Source organism: Cupriavidus pauculus, assembly GCF_002858765.1.
GTDB lineage: Bacteria > Pseudomonadota > Gammaproteobacteria > Burkholderiales > Burkholderiaceae > Cupriavidus > Cupriavidus pauculus_B.
Map to the genome: position 1 here is coordinate 112,479 of NZ_PJRP01000019.1, position 17,793 is coordinate 130,271.

At 66.4% G+C, this 17,793-nt stretch carries 14 protein-coding genes; 6 read left to right on the forward strand and 8 right to left on the reverse strand.

Annotated elements, in window-relative coordinates:
• Positions 1–41: 41 nt before the first annotated feature.
• Together CYJ10_RS28450 and CYJ10_RS28455 are read left to right on the forward strand one after the other, a co-directional pair.
• The gene (locus tag CYJ10_RS28450; RefSeq protein WP_101684776.1) at positions 42–308 is read left to right on the forward strand and encodes a hypothetical protein; all 267 of its coding nucleotides are present in this window, start codon (positions 42–44) and stop codon (positions 306–308) included.
• A gap of 346 nt (positions 309–654) precedes the next feature.
• Positions 655–1,548 carry a DMT family transporter gene (locus tag CYJ10_RS28455; RefSeq protein ID WP_101684777.1) on the forward strand — a complete coding sequence of 298 codons (894 nt, stop codon included), beginning with the start codon at positions 655–657 and terminating at the stop codon, positions 1,546–1,548.
• A 70-nt stretch (positions 1,549–1,618) separates the two neighbouring features.
• Here the strand turns inward: CYJ10_RS28455 and CYJ10_RS28460 are convergent, their stop codons facing one another.
• The gene (locus CYJ10_RS28460) at positions 1,619–2,965 is read right to left on the reverse strand and encodes an epoxide hydrolase family protein (RefSeq protein ID WP_101684778.1); all 1,347 of its coding nucleotides are present in this window, start codon (positions 2,963–2,965) and stop codon (positions 1,619–1,621) included.
• 358 nt (positions 2,966–3,323) lie between these two features.
• Between CYJ10_RS28460 and CYJ10_RS28465 the strand changes: the two genes are divergently transcribed.
• Positions 3,324–4,532, forward strand: coding sequence for a cytochrome P450 (locus CYJ10_RS28465; protein WP_101684779.1), 1,209 nt, complete (start codon positions 3,324–3,326; stop codon positions 4,530–4,532).
• Between the two features lie 38 nt (positions 4,533–4,570).
• On the opposite strand, the gene CYJ10_RS28470 is transcribed toward CYJ10_RS28465, so the two are convergent.
• The 4 genes from CYJ10_RS28470 to CYJ10_RS28485 are packed head-to-tail and all read right to left on the reverse strand — an operon-like array spanning position 4,571 to position 9,572.
• Complete coding sequence (locus tag CYJ10_RS28470) at positions 4,571–5,233, reverse strand: response regulator transcription factor (protein WP_101684780.1); 663 nt, start codon at positions 5,231–5,233, stop codon at positions 4,571–4,573.
• Positions 5,220–8,054: a molybdopterin-dependent oxidoreductase gene (locus CYJ10_RS28475; RefSeq protein ID WP_101684781.1), complete on the reverse strand. Its 2,835-nt coding sequence runs from the start codon at positions 8,052–8,054 to the stop codon at positions 5,220–5,222. Before CYJ10_RS28475 ends, CYJ10_RS28470 begins: the two co-directional genes overlap by 14 nt.
• Positions 8,035–8,886 (reverse strand): FAD binding domain-containing protein, encoded by an 852-nt coding sequence (locus CYJ10_RS28480; protein ID WP_101684782.1) that lies wholly within the window; start codon positions 8,884–8,886, stop codon positions 8,035–8,037. Before CYJ10_RS28480 ends, CYJ10_RS28475 begins: the two co-directional genes overlap by 20 nt.
• 2 nt (positions 8,887–8,888) lie before the next feature.
• A complete protein-coding gene (locus tag CYJ10_RS28485) occupies positions 8,889–9,572 on the reverse strand; it encodes a TetR family transcriptional regulator (RefSeq protein ID WP_101684783.1) in 684 nt (227 codons plus the stop codon).
• Between the two features lie 350 nt (positions 9,573–9,922).
• Between CYJ10_RS28485 and CYJ10_RS28490 the strand changes: the two genes are divergently transcribed.
• Positions 9,923–11,293 (forward strand): sensor histidine kinase, encoded by a 1,371-nt coding sequence (locus CYJ10_RS28490; protein WP_101684807.1) that lies wholly within the window; start codon positions 9,923–9,925, stop codon positions 11,291–11,293.
• Between the two features lie 33 nt (positions 11,294–11,326).
• On the opposite strand, the gene CYJ10_RS28495 is transcribed toward CYJ10_RS28490, so the two are convergent.
• Complete coding sequence (locus CYJ10_RS28495; RefSeq protein WP_257993578.1) at positions 11,327–11,914, reverse strand: hypothetical protein; 588 nt, start codon at positions 11,912–11,914, stop codon at positions 11,327–11,329.
• Between the two features lie 171 nt (positions 11,915–12,085).
• On the reverse strand, positions 12,086–12,490 hold the full coding sequence (locus CYJ10_RS28500) for an SRPBCC family protein (protein WP_101684785.1): 405 nt from the start codon (positions 12,488–12,490) through the stop codon (positions 12,086–12,088).
• A gap of 267 nt (positions 12,491–12,757) precedes the next feature.
• Here CYJ10_RS28500 and mdeB point away from each other — a divergent pair, with 267 nt between their 5' ends.
• Together mdeB and CYJ10_RS28510 are read left to right on the forward strand one after the other, a co-directional pair.
• Positions 12,758–15,421: an alpha-ketoglutarate dehydrogenase gene (gene mdeB, locus CYJ10_RS28505; protein WP_101684786.1), complete on the forward strand. Its 2,664-nt coding sequence runs from the start codon at positions 12,758–12,760 to the stop codon at positions 15,419–15,421.
• Positions 15,422–15,793: 372 nt separating this feature from the next.
• Complete coding sequence (locus tag CYJ10_RS28510) at positions 15,794–17,290, forward strand: SulP family inorganic anion transporter (RefSeq protein WP_101684787.1); 1,497 nt, start codon at positions 15,794–15,796, stop codon at positions 17,288–17,290.
• Positions 17,291–17,315: 25 nt separating this feature from the next.
• Here the strand turns inward: CYJ10_RS28510 and CYJ10_RS28515 are convergent, their stop codons facing one another.
• Positions 17,316–17,726, reverse strand: a complete 411-nt coding sequence (locus CYJ10_RS28515) for a VOC family protein (RefSeq protein ID WP_101684788.1) — start codon at positions 17,724–17,726, stop codon at positions 17,316–17,318.
• Positions 17,727–17,793 lie beyond the last annotated feature (67 nt).

Here is a 17,793-nt window from a genome sequence, read left to right on the forward strand (position 1 = left end):
GATCGGACTACCGTGAGCGGAACCCACCCTGGAGCACAAGCATGAAGCCCATCGTCATTCTGACCAGCGCCATCCTTGCATTGTCCGCCCTGCCCGCCATGGGTCAATCGGCAAGCGGGGCGAAGGCCCAGCCACCCAGCGACGAGATTGTCCATATGCGACAGGAGATCGCGGCGGCACGCAAGACATACGACACCAAGGTTGCCGAGGCGAAGAAGGTCTACAACGACGCGAAGGCCGCAGCAGCCAAGGAACGCGATGCGGCAATTTCCACCGCGCGCGCCAACGCCAATCAGAAGAAGTCATAGCAGCGCAGTCATGATGCAGGCGCGTCTGCGTCCGGCAGGCGCGCCCACTCACCGGCTCCGGCCACATCGCATCGCCGGACGTTCGCAACACCTCGCAGCAACTTCCTGACTAGCACGCCAGCACCGCCTATATCGGCACGCCCGCGACGGCCCGCGCTGCCGCCGCATGTCCGGCCGGCGCTCGCCCTGGCGGATCATCCTCGCACCATTACCCGCGTCATGCCCCCTGCCGCCAACCGGTACAATCGCGCGGCGGCCATCGCCGTACGGTCTCACCCGCCAACGAGAACCCATCCTTGCCCGGCCAGCGACGCGGCCAGCATCGTGCCGGCGCGCCGGCCTCGCCATGAAAACAACCCGCATCGATCGCACCACGCTGTTCCTGCTGACCTTTCCGCCGATGGCCTGGGCGGGGAATGCCATTGTGGGCCGCCTGGCCGCCGGCAGCGTACCGCCGATCACGCTGAATCTCGTACGCTGGCTCATCGCCGGCCTGCTGCTGGTGCCCTACGCATGGCCCGGCGTCGTTGCCCATTGGGCGGCCCTGTGGCGACACGCGGGCATGCTGACCGCGATGGGTGTCCTGTCGATCGCGAGCTATAACGCGTTCCAGTACCTGGCGCTGACCACCTCCACGCCGATCAACGTCACCCTGATCGGCGCGTCGACCCCTCTCTTCCTGCTGATAATCGGCGCCGGGTTTTTCCGGGAACGCCTGCGGACGTGGCACGTGGCAGGCGCCCTGCTGTGCCTGGTGGGCGTGTCGTTCGTATTGATGCGTGGCGAGCCCGCCCGGCTGGCCCAGCTGGAATTCGTCGCGGGCGACCTGTTCATGCTGGCCGCAACGATTGCCTGGAGCATCTATACCTGGCTGCTTCGCAAGCATCGCCCCAACCTGCCGCTGCAGGTGCTGCTGTTCGCGCAGATCGTGACCGGCGTCATCGCCAGCCTTCCGCTTGCGGCGTGGGAAATCGGCACGCTGAGCCAGCCGCTGCAATGGAGCAGCAAGGTTGGCTGGATCCTGCTCTATGTGGGCACCGTGCCGTCCCTGCTGGCGTATTTCGCGTGGGATCGCGCCATTGCACGCGCCGGCGCGCAGTTGCCGGTGTTCTTCATCACGCTCACGCCACTGTTTGCCGCCGTGCTGTCGACCGTGCTGCTGGGCGATTCGCCGCATTGGTATCACGCCACCGGGCTGGTCTGCATTGGCGCAGGCATCTGGCTGGCCCAGCGCCGCTAGACGGCGCCCACAAAAAAGCCCAGCCGTGAGGCTGGGCCAAAAAGCGGGTCTAGTCTGGCGCAGGATCGCCTTACCGCACCGACTTGAACGCCGCCCGGAGTTCTTCCGCAAACAGCTGCGGCTGTTCCCACGCCGCGAAATGCCCACCCTTGGCCACCGCGTGGTAGTAGTACAGCGACGGGTACGCCTGCTTGCTCCAGCTTTCCGGCGCCTGGTAGATCTCGTGCGGGAAGACGCTGATGGCCACCGGCACCTTGATGTCGCGCGTCTTCTGGGTCTCGGCGCTGAAATTGTTGTTGTTGTTCTCCCAGTAGAACCGCGACGACGATGCGCCGGTATTGGTCAGCCAGTAGAGCGTGATGTCGTTCAGGATGGCATCGCGCGACAGCACGCGCTCGGGCACGCCGCCACTGTCGCTCCACGCGGCAATCTTCTCGTAGGTGAACGACGCCAGGCCCACCGGCGAATCCGACAGCGAATAACCGATGGTTTGCGGACGCGTCACCATCATCGCGCCATAGGCGGCATTGCGGCCGAAGAAGCTGCTCAGCGACTGGTAGGCCTTGCGTTCCGGGTCGGTCAGTTCGGACGGCGCTGCATCGCCGGCCAGGATCGACTTCATCAGGGGCCCCGGCACCGTAGCCGGCATGTTCAGGTGGATGGCCTTGAGGCCCGCCGGCGCCTGGCGCGCGAGCGCGTCGGAAATCACCGATCCATGGTCACCGCCCTGCGACACGTAGTGCGTATAGCCCAGCCGCTTCATCAGGGTGTCCCAGGCACGCGCCGTGCGATCCGGCCCCCAGCCCAGTTCCGCCGGCCGCCCGGAGAACCCGTAGCCGGGAATCGACGGGATGATCACGTCGAACGCGTCTTCCGCGCGGCCGCCGTACGCGGTGGGGTCGGTCAGCGGGCCGATGGTCTTGGTGAACTCGAAGACCGACCCCGGCCAGCCGTGCGTCAGGATCAGCGGCAGCGCATTCGGATGGCGCGACTTCACGTGGATGAAATGGATATCCAGCCCATCGATCTTCGTCACGAACTGCGGCAGCGCATTGAGCTGGGCCTCGGCCTTGCGCCAGTCGTACTGGGTGCCCCAATACTTGACCAGTTCCTGGACGCGGGCGGTCTGGATGCCCTGCGAATCGTCGCTGACGGTTTCCTTGTCGGGCCAGCGCGTGGCGGCGATCCGGCGGCGCAGGTCGTCGAGCTGGGCCTGCGGCACATGCACGTGGAACGGGCGGATGCTTTCGTCGGCGTTGGCCTGGCTGGCGGCTGCCTTGGCCTTGGGCGCGGCGTCCGCGGCCAAGGCGGGCTGGAGGTGGCCAGCAAGGGCGATGGCCGCCAGTGCGGCAGCGGCTGCAACGGTCCGGCGAGCCGCCGGGAAATCTCGGGTCAAGGCTGTCAAGGCGTGCGACATGAATGGTTCTCCTGGTTGGCGCCATCTCTTGCCTGGCGGCAGGACACGGCATCGGTCGTGAATGAACCATCGCAGTCTAGAAATCGAATGCACGCGTTAGATGTCGACTCAGGCACGTTTTTGGATCGCCATGTATCGTCCGACCCCGGCGATACAACCTGATACATATCGCGTAACGCGGTCCGGCGATCCGTAACACCATGTCGCAATGGCGGCCCCAGATACATTGCGATACATAACGCGATAGATTGCCGGCTGGCGTGCTGATATAAGTTGGCGCGAAAACCCGCGCCGGGTTTTCTTTTGTCCTTCCTCGCCAGAACAAGCCTGACCAGGCAACACCAAGAAAAACGCCGTGATGAATTTCGAGTCTTTCGCCTCCCCCGCCTTCTTCGAGAATCCGTACCCGCTGTACGCGCAGATTCGCACCGCTGGCCCCCTGCTGCCGCTGGGCCCGAACATCTTCGTCACGGGGCGCTTCCACGTGATCGACGCCCTGCTGCGCGACCGCCGCATGGGCAAGACCTATCTGCAGAGCGTGCAGGCGCGTTACGGCGAGCCCGCCACGCACGACCCCGTGTTCCAGGCTTTGAGCCGCACGTTCCTGATGATGAATCCGCCGGCCCACACGCGGCTGCGGGCCTTGCTGATGCAGGCCTTCAACCGTCGGCAGGTCGAGGCGCTGGCGCAGATCGTCGAGACCACCACGCGCAGCCTGCTCGACCGCATCGGCAACAAGACCGAATTCGACCTGATCGCCGATTTCGCCTTGCCACTGCCGGTGGAAATCATCTGCCGGCTGCTCGATATTCCGGTCGAGGACGGCGTGAAGCTCGGCACGGCCGCCAGCCGGCTGGCCAGCGCGCTGGATCTGGCGCCGCTCGATGCCGGCCAGCTTGCCGAGGCCAACGAGGCGGCCCTGACGCTGGAAGCCCATTTCCGCACCGTGGTGGCCCAGCGGCGTGCGCAGCCGGGCGATGACCTGATTTCGAGCCTGCTGGCGGTCGAGGCCGACGGCGCGACGCTGACCGAGGCCGAGATCATCTCGAACGTGATCCTGCTGTTCGTGGCTGGCCACGAGACCACGTCAAACATGATCGGCAACAGCATGATCGCGCTGTTCCGTGCGCCGGACGCGTTGCAGCGCCTGAAGGCCGGCCTGTCGGATCGGTCGCTGGTGGCCAGCGCCGTGGCGGAATGCCTGCGCCATGACGGCGCCGTGCAGATGGTGGTGCGTACGGCCTTTGAAGACGTGACGCTGGACGACGTCAGCGTGCCGCGCGGCAGCATCGTCTTCATGCTGATCGGCGCCGCCAATCGCGATCCGGCCGCATTCAGCGAGCCCGACCGCCTTGACCTGTCCCGCGAGAGCGCGCCGTCCCTGTCCTTCGGCGGCGGCATCCACTACTGCCTGGGCGCCCGGCTGGCCACGCTGGAACTGGAATCGGCGGTGGCCGGGGTGCTCGGGCGTTTTCCGGCGTTGCAGCCCGTCGATCTCGACCAGCTGTCGTGGCATCGACGCAATAACCTGCGCGGGGTGCAGTCACTGCGCGTTCGCACGCGCTGAAACCGCGCCAGGCGGGCAATGCTGGCCCGCCTGCGCGGTCAGACGACGCCCTGGCCCGCAAGGGCCTGCATCATCCGGACCGCCTCCGCCACGGACCGTGCGTTCATCTTGCGCATGGCATGCCCGCGATAGATCTTCGCGGTGATCTCGGCCACGCCCATGGCGGCCGCGATCTGCTTGTTCATCAGGCCGGTCACCAGGTGACGCAGCACCTCGCGCTCGCGCACGGTCAGCGTCTCCCAGCAGGCGCGCAGGCCGCGCAGCGACAGCTCAGCCTCCAGCCGCTTCATGTCGCGGTCCAACGCGGCGATCACGGCGTCGATCATCTCCTGGTCCCGGAACGGCTTGACCAGGAAGTCAACCGCTCCGGCTTTCATGGCCGTGACGGTCATGCGGATATCGCCGTGGCCGCTCATAAACACGATGGGCATGTGCGGCAGGCCCTTGTCCACGATCGACTTCTGGAATGCCAGCCCGCTCTGGCCGCGCAGCCGGACGTCCAGCACCAGGCATGCCGGGCCTTCGGCTTCGGGCGCGCGCAGGAATTCTTCGACCGACGCGAAGGCCCTAACCCGCAGGTCGATCGATTCCAGCAGGCCAACCAGCGCGCCGCGCACCAGTTCATCGTCGTCCACCACATAGACGGTGCCTTGCACGAAGTCGAGCGCGTCCGCCTGGGGGCTAAGGTCAATGGTGGACATGATCGGAACCCCTGGCGCGCACGCCGTCAGTCATGCATCCGTCCAACGCGCGCCGCACCACATCGGGCGTGGCGGGCGCCTGCCGGATGCGTACGCCGGTGGCGTCGTGGATGGCGTTCAGGATGGCCGCCGCGGTGGGCACCAGCGCCGGTTCCCCGATGCCCTTGGCACCGTAGGGCCCCAGCGCCGTGGGCGCCTCGATGAAGATCGCCCGCACCTCAGGCATGTCGTGCACGGTCGGAATCAGGTAGTCATGCAGGTTGTTGTGCTTGCCGGGATGGTATTGCTCCATCAGCGCCAGGCCCACGCCCTGCGCCACCGCGCCTTCGACCTGCCCTTCCAGCAGTGTGGGATTGACCATGCGCCCGACGTCGTGCGCGGCCACCACCTTAAGCACCCGCACCCGCCCGCTTTCGCAATCGACCAGTACTTCCGCCATCTGCGCGCCGAAGGCATAGGTGGCATAGGGGTTGCCCTGACCCGCATCGTCAAGCGCGGTGATCGGTGGATCGAAGCTTTCCTCGGCGGCAACGGCATAGCCGTGCGCATCCGCCGGCCGTGCGCGGAGGTCCAGTGGGCGGCCTTCGATGCGCAGGCCGTCCGCGTGGGCGGAAATCGTGGCATCGGCGGGGGCATTCGCCAGCCGCAGCAACTGCTGCCGCAACGCCGTGCCCGCCAGGAACGCGGCGCGCCCCGTGATAAATGTCTGTCGCGATGCCGATGTGCGGCCGCAATCGGGGGTCAGGTGCGTGTCCGGCCCGACAATGTGCAGCCGGTCCACCGGCACGCCCAGCGCATCGGCCGCGATCTGCGGAATCACGGTATTGGCGCCCTGTCCGGCATCGACGGCGCCCTGGTGCAGCACGATGGTGCCGTCGGGCCGCACGCCGAATCGCACCGTCGACGGATTCGGCAATGCCGTATTCCCGCACCCATAGAAGAACGCCGCGATGCCCACGCCGTACCGAAGCGGCCCGGGGGCCGACGCATTGCGCGTGGCAATACGTGCGCGGGCCTCGCGCCAGGCCGGTCGCAGCGCGTCCAGGCATTCGGTCAGCCCGACGCTCTGGTCCAGCACCTGGCCCGTTGGCAGCGAATCACCGGCGCGCAGCGCGTTCATCGCCCGGAATTCCAGCGGGTCGATGCCGGCCTGGTGCGCCAGTTCGTCGATCAGCTGTTCCTGCGACATCATGGTCTGCGGCACACCAAAGCCCCGGAACGCGCCGGCTGGCGTGATATGCGTATGCACGGCGCGCGAGTGGGCGAGGTAGTGCGGAATGACGTAGGGGCCGCCGGCATGAACCGGCACCCGGTTGGCCACGGCGGTGCCCCACGACGCGAACGCGCCGGTGTTGTAATCGCCGTCGAATTCCACCGCGCACAGGCGCCCGTCCGCATCGGCCGCCATGGTCGACACGATCCGGGCAGGATGGCGCTTGGTGGAAGTCGCCATCGACTCCTCGCGCGAGAACACCATGCCGATCGGGCCATCCACATGCCACGCGGCAAGCGCCAGCCACGGCTGGACGCTCATGTCCAGCTTGCCGCCGAATCCGCCGCCCACGGCAGTGGCCACCACGCGCACCCGTTCCGGCGCAACGCCGAGGATACGTGCAAGATCCGCGCGATGCGGATGCGGCGCCTGCGTGGACGAATGGATCTCCACCCTGTCACCCACGCGCTGCGCCCAGCCGGCTTCCGGCTCCAGGTAGGCATGCTCGACGAAGCTGGACGTAAACGTGGCACTGGCGACGTAGCGCGCATCCCGGAGCCCAGCCGCTGCATCGCCACGGCGTACCAGACCTTCGATCAGGATATTGTCCGGCCGCGCGGCATGCAGTACCGGGCTGTCGTCCTGCGTGGCGTCGTCCACGGTCAGCACCGGCGTCAGCGGTTCCCAGGTCACCGGAAAACGCTGCAGGTCCAGCGCCATCATCGCTTCGGGCTCGCCGACGATCAAGGCGACGGCTTCCAGGTAGTGGCGCGTTTCGTCGACCGCCAGCACGGGCTGGTCGGCGTAAGGCGTGGCCACGCCATGGAGGTTGAGCCCCGGCACATCGGCATGCGTCAGCACGCGCCTCACGCCTGGATGCGCCGCGCGCCAGCCATCAATATCGCCAAAGGTGAAGCGCGCCCGATGATGGGGGCTGCGAACCGCGCGCAGCACCAGGCTGCCCACCGGCCAGCCGTCGGCGCCAAAGTGCTGGCTGCCATCGACCTTTTCCGGCCCGTCGAGCCGGGTCAGGGGCACGCCCACCGCCGGCCCCTGCCCAGGCGGCAAGGTGCATGGCCAGGGGGCGACGCCGCATCCCACCTCGGTCACGGCGTCGACGATCTTCTGGTAGCCGGTGCAACGGCACAGTACGCCGTCGATGGCGTCGCGTGCGCTGGCGCGGTCCGTCACGCGGCCGGCGTCGATGGCAGCCGCCGACGCCAGCAGCATGCCCGGCGTGCAGAAGCCACATTGCACGGCCTGGTGGGCCAGGAATGCCTGCTGAAGGCGGCCACCGCATTGCGTACCCGCAGCGATGCCCTCGACGGTCACCACGCTGCGGCCGGCCACCTGCCCCACGGGCACCAGGCAGGCGTAGCGCGCCTCGCCATCCACCAGCACCGTACAACTGCCGCAGTCACCCTGACGACAGCCTTCCTTGGTACCGAATTGGCGCAGGTCGGTGCGCAGGTGGTCGAGCAGCCGCAGCGACGGGTCGGCCGGCAAGGGATGCCACACGCCATTGAGCGCGAACCCCTCGGCATCTGGCGGAACAGCCGGTTCAGCGGTCGCAACCGCACCGACGTCCTCAAACAGCGGAATCGTCACGGGCTGACTCCTGGAGACATTGGCCGACTGCCCGCGCAATGGCAAGCCGGGCGAGATCGATACGATGAACCGCCGTGGCGCGGCAATCGTCGATGGGTGACAACACCGTCAGCGATGCGTCCGCCACCACGGCGGCAAGCTCTCGCCGGGGGCGGCCGACGAGCGCGGCCTCCAGCGCGGTCATCCGCAGCGGCACCTCCGAGGCGCCGCCGACCGCGATGGCGGCGCTGGCCAGCGTATCGTCATCGGCCATGCGCACGCGGACAGCCGCCGACACCACGGCCAATGCCATCCCATCGCGATTGGTGCATTTTACAAAGGCCGTACGCGCCGGCACTGCGGGGAGTGCGAACGTCACGGCCACCAGCAGTTCATCGGCCGCCAGCGCGGTACGGTGACTGCCCAGCACGAAGTCGCGCAGCGGCAAACGGCGTACGCCCCGCAGGCTGGCCAGTTCGACCTCGGCATCCAGTGCCAGCAACGGCGGCATGCCGTCGGCCACCGGCGACCCATGGCACAGATTGCCGCCGAGGGTGCCCTGTACGCGGATCTGCCGCGAACCCACGCCCGCCGCGGCATCGCGCAGCGCCACGGGCAGCCACGTCGACTGGACGATAGTCTCCCAGGGGGTGGCCGCACCGATCCGGACGATGCCGTCGTGGCGCGCGATGCCGCGCAGCGCGTCGATGCTGCTGATATCCACCCATTCGTGCCGGCCGGGCACGAGCGCCGGCGCCGCGAAGCAGTCCGTGGCGCCGCACAGCACGCGCCGCGGCCGCTCTGCGAGCCTGGCAAGCGCGGCGTCGATGGTATGGGGGCGAAGATAGTGCATGGTCAGGCGGGCTGGCCGCTGGCTGGCGCATCCGCACGAACCGTGCGCAATACGCTGTCAATCACAAACGACTCCCAGCGTTGCACGGCCTCGGGAGTATCAAGTTCCTCGCCCAGAAACGCGGACAGCGTGTATCGATTCGACGTATAGAAATACGCCGGCGAGGCGATCAGCAAAAAGACGTCGCGCGCATTCAGGTCCGGGCGAAACAAGCCTTTGGCAATGCCGCTGGCCAGGATCTGCTCAATGATCCGCATCGCATGGGACGAGTATTCGCCCCGGCGATCCGACTTGGACACATGGCGGCCCTTGTGCAGATTTTCCGTATTGAGCAGATTGACGAAATCGGGGTTGCGCCGGTAGTAGTCCATCTTGAAACGGATCACGGTCTTCAGCGCTTCGACGGGGTCCGACGCATCGGGTGCCACCTTGGCCTCGGCCTCGTCCATCCGACGGTAGATGCCTTCCAGCACCGCGATGAACAGCCCCTCCTTGCTGCCGTAGTAATAGTAGATCATCCGGTCATAGGACTTCGCCAGACTGGAGATCTTTTCCACGCTGCCGCCTTCATAGCCGTAGCGCGCGAAGACCTTGGTCGCCGCGCGAAGAATCTTGTCGCGGGTGGCCTGCGCCGCGGCCTCCCGGACGCCGGTGCCACGCACGGCCTTTTTTGCTGCTTGTGTCATATCGCTCCTAGGACAGCGGCCCGTCGCCGCTGACTCATGAATCCTCACCGATGGATTCGTTCCAATGTCATTTCATACAGGGAACACTACATGAGCGAACGGATGATACTAGGCGCGCCCGCCAATCGCAAGACGAATCCTTAAAGTCTTTTATATTCAATGCATTGATCGTTGAAGACGGCCTAATTTCAATGGCCTTTCAGCACCCGCGCAACGCTCGGGCATTTGTCAATTCCAAAAACAATGTGCTAAGGTTGATTTATGGAGCGTTCACTACATGAGTGGCGATTCGCGAAGGCGCCTGGCCGGATCGAACAGAACGCACGATCAGCGGGCAAGAGGTAAAGAACATGAATAACGAACTCGACGATTTCCGGCGCACCGTTCCGGCGCATGCCAGCCGCCCTGCGGGCCCCGACCGCAACCCTGCCGAGATTGCGCCGCCGGACATGCAGGCACTGCGCCAGATCTCGCACAGCCTCTCCACAGAGGTCACGCCCGCCAGGCGCATCGAAACGCTGCTGCACGCCGCGCTGCAAAGTACCGGCGCCTCCTGGGGATGCCTCACCGTGCTGCAGGATGGCGACTGGGACATCGCGGCCAGCGCCGTGGCGTCAGACCGGCTGCTGACACTTGCCGACCCGGATGCCTTTTTGCTTCCGGTCGCCATGGGCGTGTTGCCCACCGCCATCCTCGATGCGGCCGCCCGCCTGCACAACGGGCTGGTTTTGGAGGACGCCCTGGCGTCCTCCAGTTGGCAGACCGACGACTACATACGCCGCTTCCGCCCCCGTTCCGTGATCTGCGTGCCAATGCGCTGCAACGGCGGACTGGTCGGCGCCCTCTACCTGGAACACCTCCATACGCCAGGCGCATTTACGCCGACGCGGACAGCCGTGGTGGAAATCATCGCGCTGCAGGCCGGGTTTGCCCTGGAGAACGCCCGCTTGCACGACGCGCTGTCAGAACAATGCGCGCGCCTGAGCAGCACCGAGGAAAAGATGCGCGACACGCTGTCGGAACTGGCACGCGCCAGCCGCTTCCAGGCGTATGGCGAGCTGGTCGCGTCGATCGTGCACGAGATGGCACAGCCTGTCACCGCGCTGGACTCATCGGCCCGCGCGGGGCTGCGCTGGCTTGACCGGAGCAGCCCCAATATCGATGGCGCCCGCGAGATGCTCGCCCATATTTCGGCATGCGCGCTGCGTGCGCGCACCATCATCAACGGCCTGCGCGCCAAGGCCCGGCAGGCGCCCCCAACCTTCACCCTTTTCGATCTCGATGACGCCCTGCAGGAGGTGGCCGGCATGGTCGCGGCCACCCTTGACGCCATGAACGTGGAACTGCGCCTGGATGGTCCGCCTTGTGCCACGCCCTTGCGCGGCGAGCGCGTGCCGTTGCAGCAGGCCATCGTCAACCTGCTGATGAACGGCGCGGAATCGATGCTGGACATGCCCACCGGCAAGCGGCTGCTGACCCTGGCGTGCGAGCCCGTGCAAGACGTGTTGCATATCCATATCGACGACCACGGCGAAGGCTTCGCGCCCGAGTTGGCTGACCGCATCTTCGAGCCGCTGTTCACGACCAAGCCCAACGGCATGGGCATGGGCCTGGGCATCTGCCGGTCCATCGTCGATGCCCATCACGGCCGGCTCGACCTGACGCAGCGCCCCGCAGGCGGCACGCGGGCCACCATCACATTGCCGCGCCTGGCCAGCTAGACCAGTCGGGCTGGCCAGGCTGGAGTCTGGCGACTATGGCTCACCGGCGGTCTTGATCGGCCCGCAGCACGTCTTCAAGTCGATCTTCCGGTCGCGGCATGCCGGAAGCGCGGGCGGGTTCTTGCATAGCAGCGACGACGGCGGGCGCGCAAAGCGGAACTGCTGGTCGATCATGCACAACTGCGCCGCGGCAATGTCGTTCAACTTCATGAAGTCCACGGGCCGGATCAGCGTGGTGTATCCGCACGCCGTCATGGCCCACTTGACGCCTTCGATATCGGTATCGGGCCGGCTCCATTCCGAATAGGCCGGGGGCAGCTTCGGGCGCCGGTCGAGCAAGGCGGGATCAAAATCGGCGCCGGTGCCGAACGTCTTGCCGCGCGGCACGTGGGCGCACGCCGGCAGTTCCGGCGCATGGGCGCAGACAATGCTCTGGCCGGTATAGGTGAAACCACGATCGAGCATGCACAACTCGCTGCGCGCATAGTCGTTCGTGGCCATCTCCACCGACGTGACCTGTGCCGCATCCGCGAAGCCGCATGCGAGCAGCGCGTTGCGCACCACCTGCTGGCTCGCGCCCGGCTTGGTCCAGTTCTGGAACAGCGGCGGCGGTGGCTGCATCGGCCGTGTCATGCACGCACCAAGGCCAAGGCAAAGCAGTAAGGGAACCAGTCTGGCAGGACGGAAAAACATATTGATTTTCTTCTTGGCATTTTTGCCGACATTCTAGGGCATGCCCCGATGCCGTCGCGCCGGCTGCCACCAGCGCGCACGGTGGCTGAACGCCGCTGACTACTTGCCCTCGACGTGCCGCTTGAAATTGTCGAGGATGCTCTGCCAGCCCTGCTGCTGTTGCTCGACCGGATATTCCGAATCCGCGTCGAAGCTCACGCGCACCGCCACGCCTTGCGGGGTATCCGCAAAATCCACCTCGGCGCTCCGATCGCCGAAGGCGTACACGATGCGCCGGTTCAGCACGATCTCGGTGTAGGTGCCCGCAAAGTCGAAGCCCATGCTGCCGTCCTTGGCCTCCATCCGCGACGAGAACGCGCCGCCCACTCGCAGGTCGACCGACGCGGCCGTGGTGTGCCAATCGTCGGACGCGGCATTCCATTGCTTGATGTCGTCAGGCGTGGTGTAGGCGCGCCACACGCTGTCGATCGGGGCGGCAACCGTGGTTTGTACGGTGATCGTCATGGTCGGGGTCTCCTTAATAGTTAGCCAGACGGATAACTATAGATCGCGGGGAGGACGAAAGCAATTGCGATCTTCCGCAGAAACGAACGCCTCGGCGGCCTCGCCTGCCACTTTTACGAGGAGCAGCTGGTTGTGTTGTCGAGACGGCATATCACGGCACATCATGCCGCCACCCAGGGCTTTCACCGCGCAATCCGGGACGTTCTGTTTCGGCCCACCCCCTAGAATCGATGTCACCACAAGGGCATTCGCATCCGGAGACAGATCATGGGCCGCGCCGAACCGCTTCAGCCGCTTCAGATCGATGGCGATATCGATCCGCTGGAAACACAGGAATGGAAGGATGCCCTGAGCGGCATCGTGTCGGCAGCGGGGCCGCAGCGCGCGGGCTTCCTGCTGGAGCGGCTGGGCGAGCATGCCGGCCATCTTGGCCTGGACAAGCGCGCGCACGCCTACTCCGCCTACCAGAACACCATTCCGCCGCAGGCCCAGCCGCCCTATCCAGGCGACCTGGCCATCGAACAGCGGCTGACGGCCATCCTGCGCTGGAATGCGCTGGCGATGGTGGTCCGCGCCAACAAGGCGTACGGCGAACTGGGCGGGCACCTGGCCAGCTACGCATCGGCCGCCGAGATTTTCGAGGTGGGCTTCCAGCATTTCTTCCGCGCCGATACGCCGGAGCGCAAAGGCGATCTGGTCTTTTTCCAGCCGCATTCGGCGCCCGGCGTCTATGCGCGCGCGTTCCTGGAGGGCCGCCTTTCCGAGGCGCAACTGAGCCGCTACCGGCAGGAAGTCGATGGCGGCGGCCTGTGCTCCTATCCGCATCCGTGGCTGATGCCCGATTTCTGGCAGTTTCCAACCGGCTCGATGGGCATCGGCCCGATCAGCGCCATCTACCAGGCGCGATTCCTGCGCTACCTGGCGCATCGCGGCATTGCCACCACGGCGGGCCGGCGGGTCTGGGGGGTGTTCGGCGATGGCGAGATGGACGAGCCCGAATCGCTGGCCGCCTTGTCGCTGGCTGCCCGCGAAGGCCTGGACAACCTGACGTTCGTGATCAACTGCAACCTGCAACGACTCGATGGTCCGGTGCGTGGCAATGGCCAGGTCATCAACGAGCTTGAAGCCCTGTTCAGCGGCGCGGGCTGGAACGTCATCAAGGTGATCTGGGGCTCGGAATGGGACGCGCTGTTTGCCCGCGATACCAACCACGCCCTGCTGAAGCGCTTTGCGGCCATGGTCGACGGGGAGTACCAGAACCTGGGCGCCAAGGACGGTGACTACAACCTGTCGCACTTCTTCCACCAGGACCCCGAACTGAAGGCGCTGGTGGCAGGCATGAGCGCGGCCGACATCGACGGCCTGCGCCGTGGCGGCCACGATCTGCGCAAGCTCCATGCGGCCTACCATGCCGCGGCTCACCACCCCGGCCAGCCCACCGTGATCCTGGCCAAGACCAAGAAGGGCTACGGCATGGGCAATGCGGGCGAATCGCGCATGACCGCCCATCAGCAGAAGAAGCTCGACATCGATGCCCTGCACGCGTTTCGCCAGCGTTTTGCGCTGCCCATCGACGACGCCGCGCTCGAATCGATGCAGTTCTACAAGCCAGCGGACAACAGTCCTGAAATGGTATATCTGCGCGAGCGTCGCGCTGCGTTGGGCGGGCACCTGCCCCGGCGCACCGACACCGCGCCGGCGCTGCCAGTGCCGCCACTCGACAGCTACGCCGGCTTCGCCCTGACGCCCGACGGGCGCGAGGTCTCGACCACCACGGGCGTCGTGCGCCTGTTCACCCACCTGATAAAGGACAGGACGATCGGCCGGCGCATCGTGCCGATCGTGGCCGACGAGGCGCGCACCTTCGGCATGGCCAACCTGTTCCGGCAGATCGGCATCTACGCGCCGCAGGGCCAGCTCTACGAACCGGAAGACGCGGGCTCGATGCTCTACTACAAGGAGAGCCGGGACGGCCAGCTGCTGGAGGAAGGCATTACCGAGGCAGGCGCGATGGCGTCCTGGACGGCGGCCGCCACGTCGTACAGCGTCAGCGGCGAGCCGATGCTGCCGTTCTACATCTACTACTCGATGTTCGGCTTCCAGCGCGTGGGCGACATGATCTGGGCCGCTGCCGACCAGCGCGCCCGCGGCTTCCTGATTGGCGCCACCGCCGGCCGCACCACGCTTTCCGGCGAGGGCCTGCAGCATCAGGACGGCAGCAGCCAGCTGGTGGCCGCCACGGTGCCCAACTGTCGTGCCTATGACCCGGCCTTCATGGGCGAGGCCGCCGTCATCATCGACCACGGCGCCCGCGCGATGCTGGAGCAACAGCGCGACGAGTTCTACTACATCACCGTCAACAACGAGAACTACGCACACCCTCCCGTGCCGGCCTCGGCGCATGCCGACATCGTGCGCGGCATGTACCGCTTCGGCACGCGCGGTGACGGCGCCACGCGCGTGCGGCTGCTGGGCTCTGGCCCGATCCTGCGCGAGGTCATCGCCGCCGCCGACCTGCTGGCGCAGGACTGGAATATCGCCAGCGAAATCTGGAGTGTGACGAGCTTTCCGGAACTGGCCCGCGATGCACGCGAGTGCGAGCGCCAGCAGATGTTTGGCGCCGGTGCGGGCCAAGGCGACACCACCAGCCACGTCGCGCGCTGCCTGGCCGGCCCGGCGCCGGTCGTCGCCGCCACCGATTACGTACGCGCCTATGCCCAGCTGATCGCGCCCTACGTGCCGGCCCGCTATATCGCGCTGGGCACCGACGGCTTCGGCCGCAGCGACACGCGGAGCGCGCTGCGACGCTTCTTCGAGATCGACCGCCACCATATCGTCGTCAGCGCGCTACATGCAATCGACGCCACGCTGCACGCGCAAGCGCTGGCGCGTTACGGGCTGGATGCGGGTGCGGCGCCCTGGAGCCGCTGATCGGCAACGGATTCGCGGCTGACTCGACGGAAACGGCATGCATTTGTGGCGAATGGCGCACGGCCAGCCTGGACGCCGCGTCGCCGTTTGCCTAAAATGCTGCGTCGCAGCGATCCCATCGCCTACCTGATCGCCTGCCCGCAAAGCCCCCGCACAGAGACCCCGATGTAACGCGTCAGCGCCACCTCCCCTCGTCATCGCCCATCGCCCAACACGCATCGCGCTGGCCGGACGGAGGTTCGTGCAACACGCTTGCCCACGCACCGGGGTGCACCGCGTCATCAGGTCATCGCGGCCGCGCCGCTTCGCCATTTCCGTCTTTCCCGCCGCCGCCCGGTCTGACCGGCGTCGACTTCCCAGCAGGTTCTTCTCATGCAATCGCGTACCTTCGCGCAAGCCTTCCGCCAGGAATGGCTCTCCAATGTCCGTGGCGACATGCTCGCGGGCATCGTTGTCGCCCTCGCGCTGATCCCCGAGGCACTCGCCTTTTCCATCATTGCCGGCGTGGATCCGAAAGTCGGCCTGTATGCCGCCTTCAGCATCGCCGTTGTATCGGCCATCGCGGGCGGGCGCCCCGGCATGATCTCTGCCGCAACGGGCGCCGTGGCGCTGGTAATCGCGTCGCTGGTGAAAGCGCACGGCGTCGAATATGTGCTGGCGGCCGGTATCCTGGCCGGCCTGCTGCAGATCGGCGCCGGCTACCTGCGGCTTGGCGCCCTGATGCGCTTTGTCTCGCGTTCGGTCGTCACTGGCTTCGTCAATGCGCTGGCCATCCTGATCTTCCTGGCCCAGCTGCCGCAGTTGCAGGGCGGCGCCTGGTATGCGTATGCGATGGTCGCGGGCGGCCTGGGCACCATCTACCTGCTGCCACGCGTCACCCGCGCCGTGCCTTCTCCGCTGGTCTGCATCGTCGTGATGACGGCCATTTCGATGGCCCTGCAGCTGGATTTGCGCACCGTCGGCGACATGGGGTCGTTCCCGGACGAACTGCCCGTCTTTGCGCTGCCGCACGTGCCTTTCTCGCTGGACACGCTGGGCATCATCTTCCCGTACTCGGTCAGCATTGCCGTGGTGGGCCTGCTGGAATCGCTGATGACGGCCAGCATCGTCGATGATTTCACCGATACGGCCAGCGACAAGAACCGCGAATGCCGCGGCCAGGGCTGCGCCAATATCGTCGCCGGATTCCTGGGCGGCATGCCCGGCTGCGCCATGATCGGCCAGACCGTCATCAACCTGAAGTCGGGTGGTCGCGGCCGCCTGTCCACCTTCGTGGCGGGGGCTTTCCTGCTGGTACTGGTGGTGTTCCTGGCGCCGTGGGTACGGCAGATTCCGATGGCGGCGCTGGTGGCCGTCATGGTCATGGTGTCGATCAGCACGTTCGACTGGCGCTCGGTCGCCAGGCTCCGGACCCACCCGAAAAGTTCGTCCGTGGTCATGGTGGCGACGGTCATTGCCGTGGTCACGACCCACAACCTGGCCATCGGCGTCGGCCTGGGCGTGCTGCTGAGCGCGGTCTTCTTCGCCGACAAGGCGCGCCGCATCCTGACCGTGTCGTCGACGCTCGACGAAGCCACGCAGGCTCGCCACTACGCGGTGCGCGGCCAGGTCTTCTTTGCGTCGTCGGAAGCATTTGTCGCCGAGTTCGATTTCCGGGAGCCGGTCCAGGCGGTCAGGCTCGACCTGTCGCACGCCCATTTCTGGGACATCACGGCCATCGAGGCGCTGGACCGCATCGTCCACAAGTTCCGCCGCAACGGCATCGCCGTCGACATCGTGGGCCTGAACCGCGCCAGCGCGACGATGATCGAGAAGTACGCCACGCACGACAAGGCGGCCGGGGCGACCGGCGCCGAACTGTCGCACTGAACCGCGGGGCCAGCGCCCCGCCCGGTCAGACCAGTTGCTGGATACGGAGCATGTTGCCGGCGGGGTCGCGCACGCCCATGTCGCGCACACCGTAGGGCTGGTCGGTCGGTTCCTGGACGATCTCCGCGTCACAATCCTGCAGCCGCTGGAACGTGGCATTCAGATCCTTCGCGCCTAGCAGCAGCATCGCGAACGTGCCCTTGGCCATCATTTCGGCAATCGTGCGCTTCTCGTCGTCGGTGACGCCAGGCGTGGCATTGGGCGGAAACAGGACGATCGAGGTCTCCGGCCGCCCCTTCGGCCCAATGGTGATCCAGCGGTTGCCGCCGAACGCCACGTCCTTGCGCACCTCGAAATCCAGCGCGTCGCGGTAGAACGCCAGCGAGGTTTCCGGGTCGCTGTGCGGCAGGAAGGTCGAATGAATGGTGATGTCCAAGATTGTCTCCATGATAGGAATTGTCAGGATTCGGCCCAGCCGTGCGGACTGGCCACCTGGCTGCCTC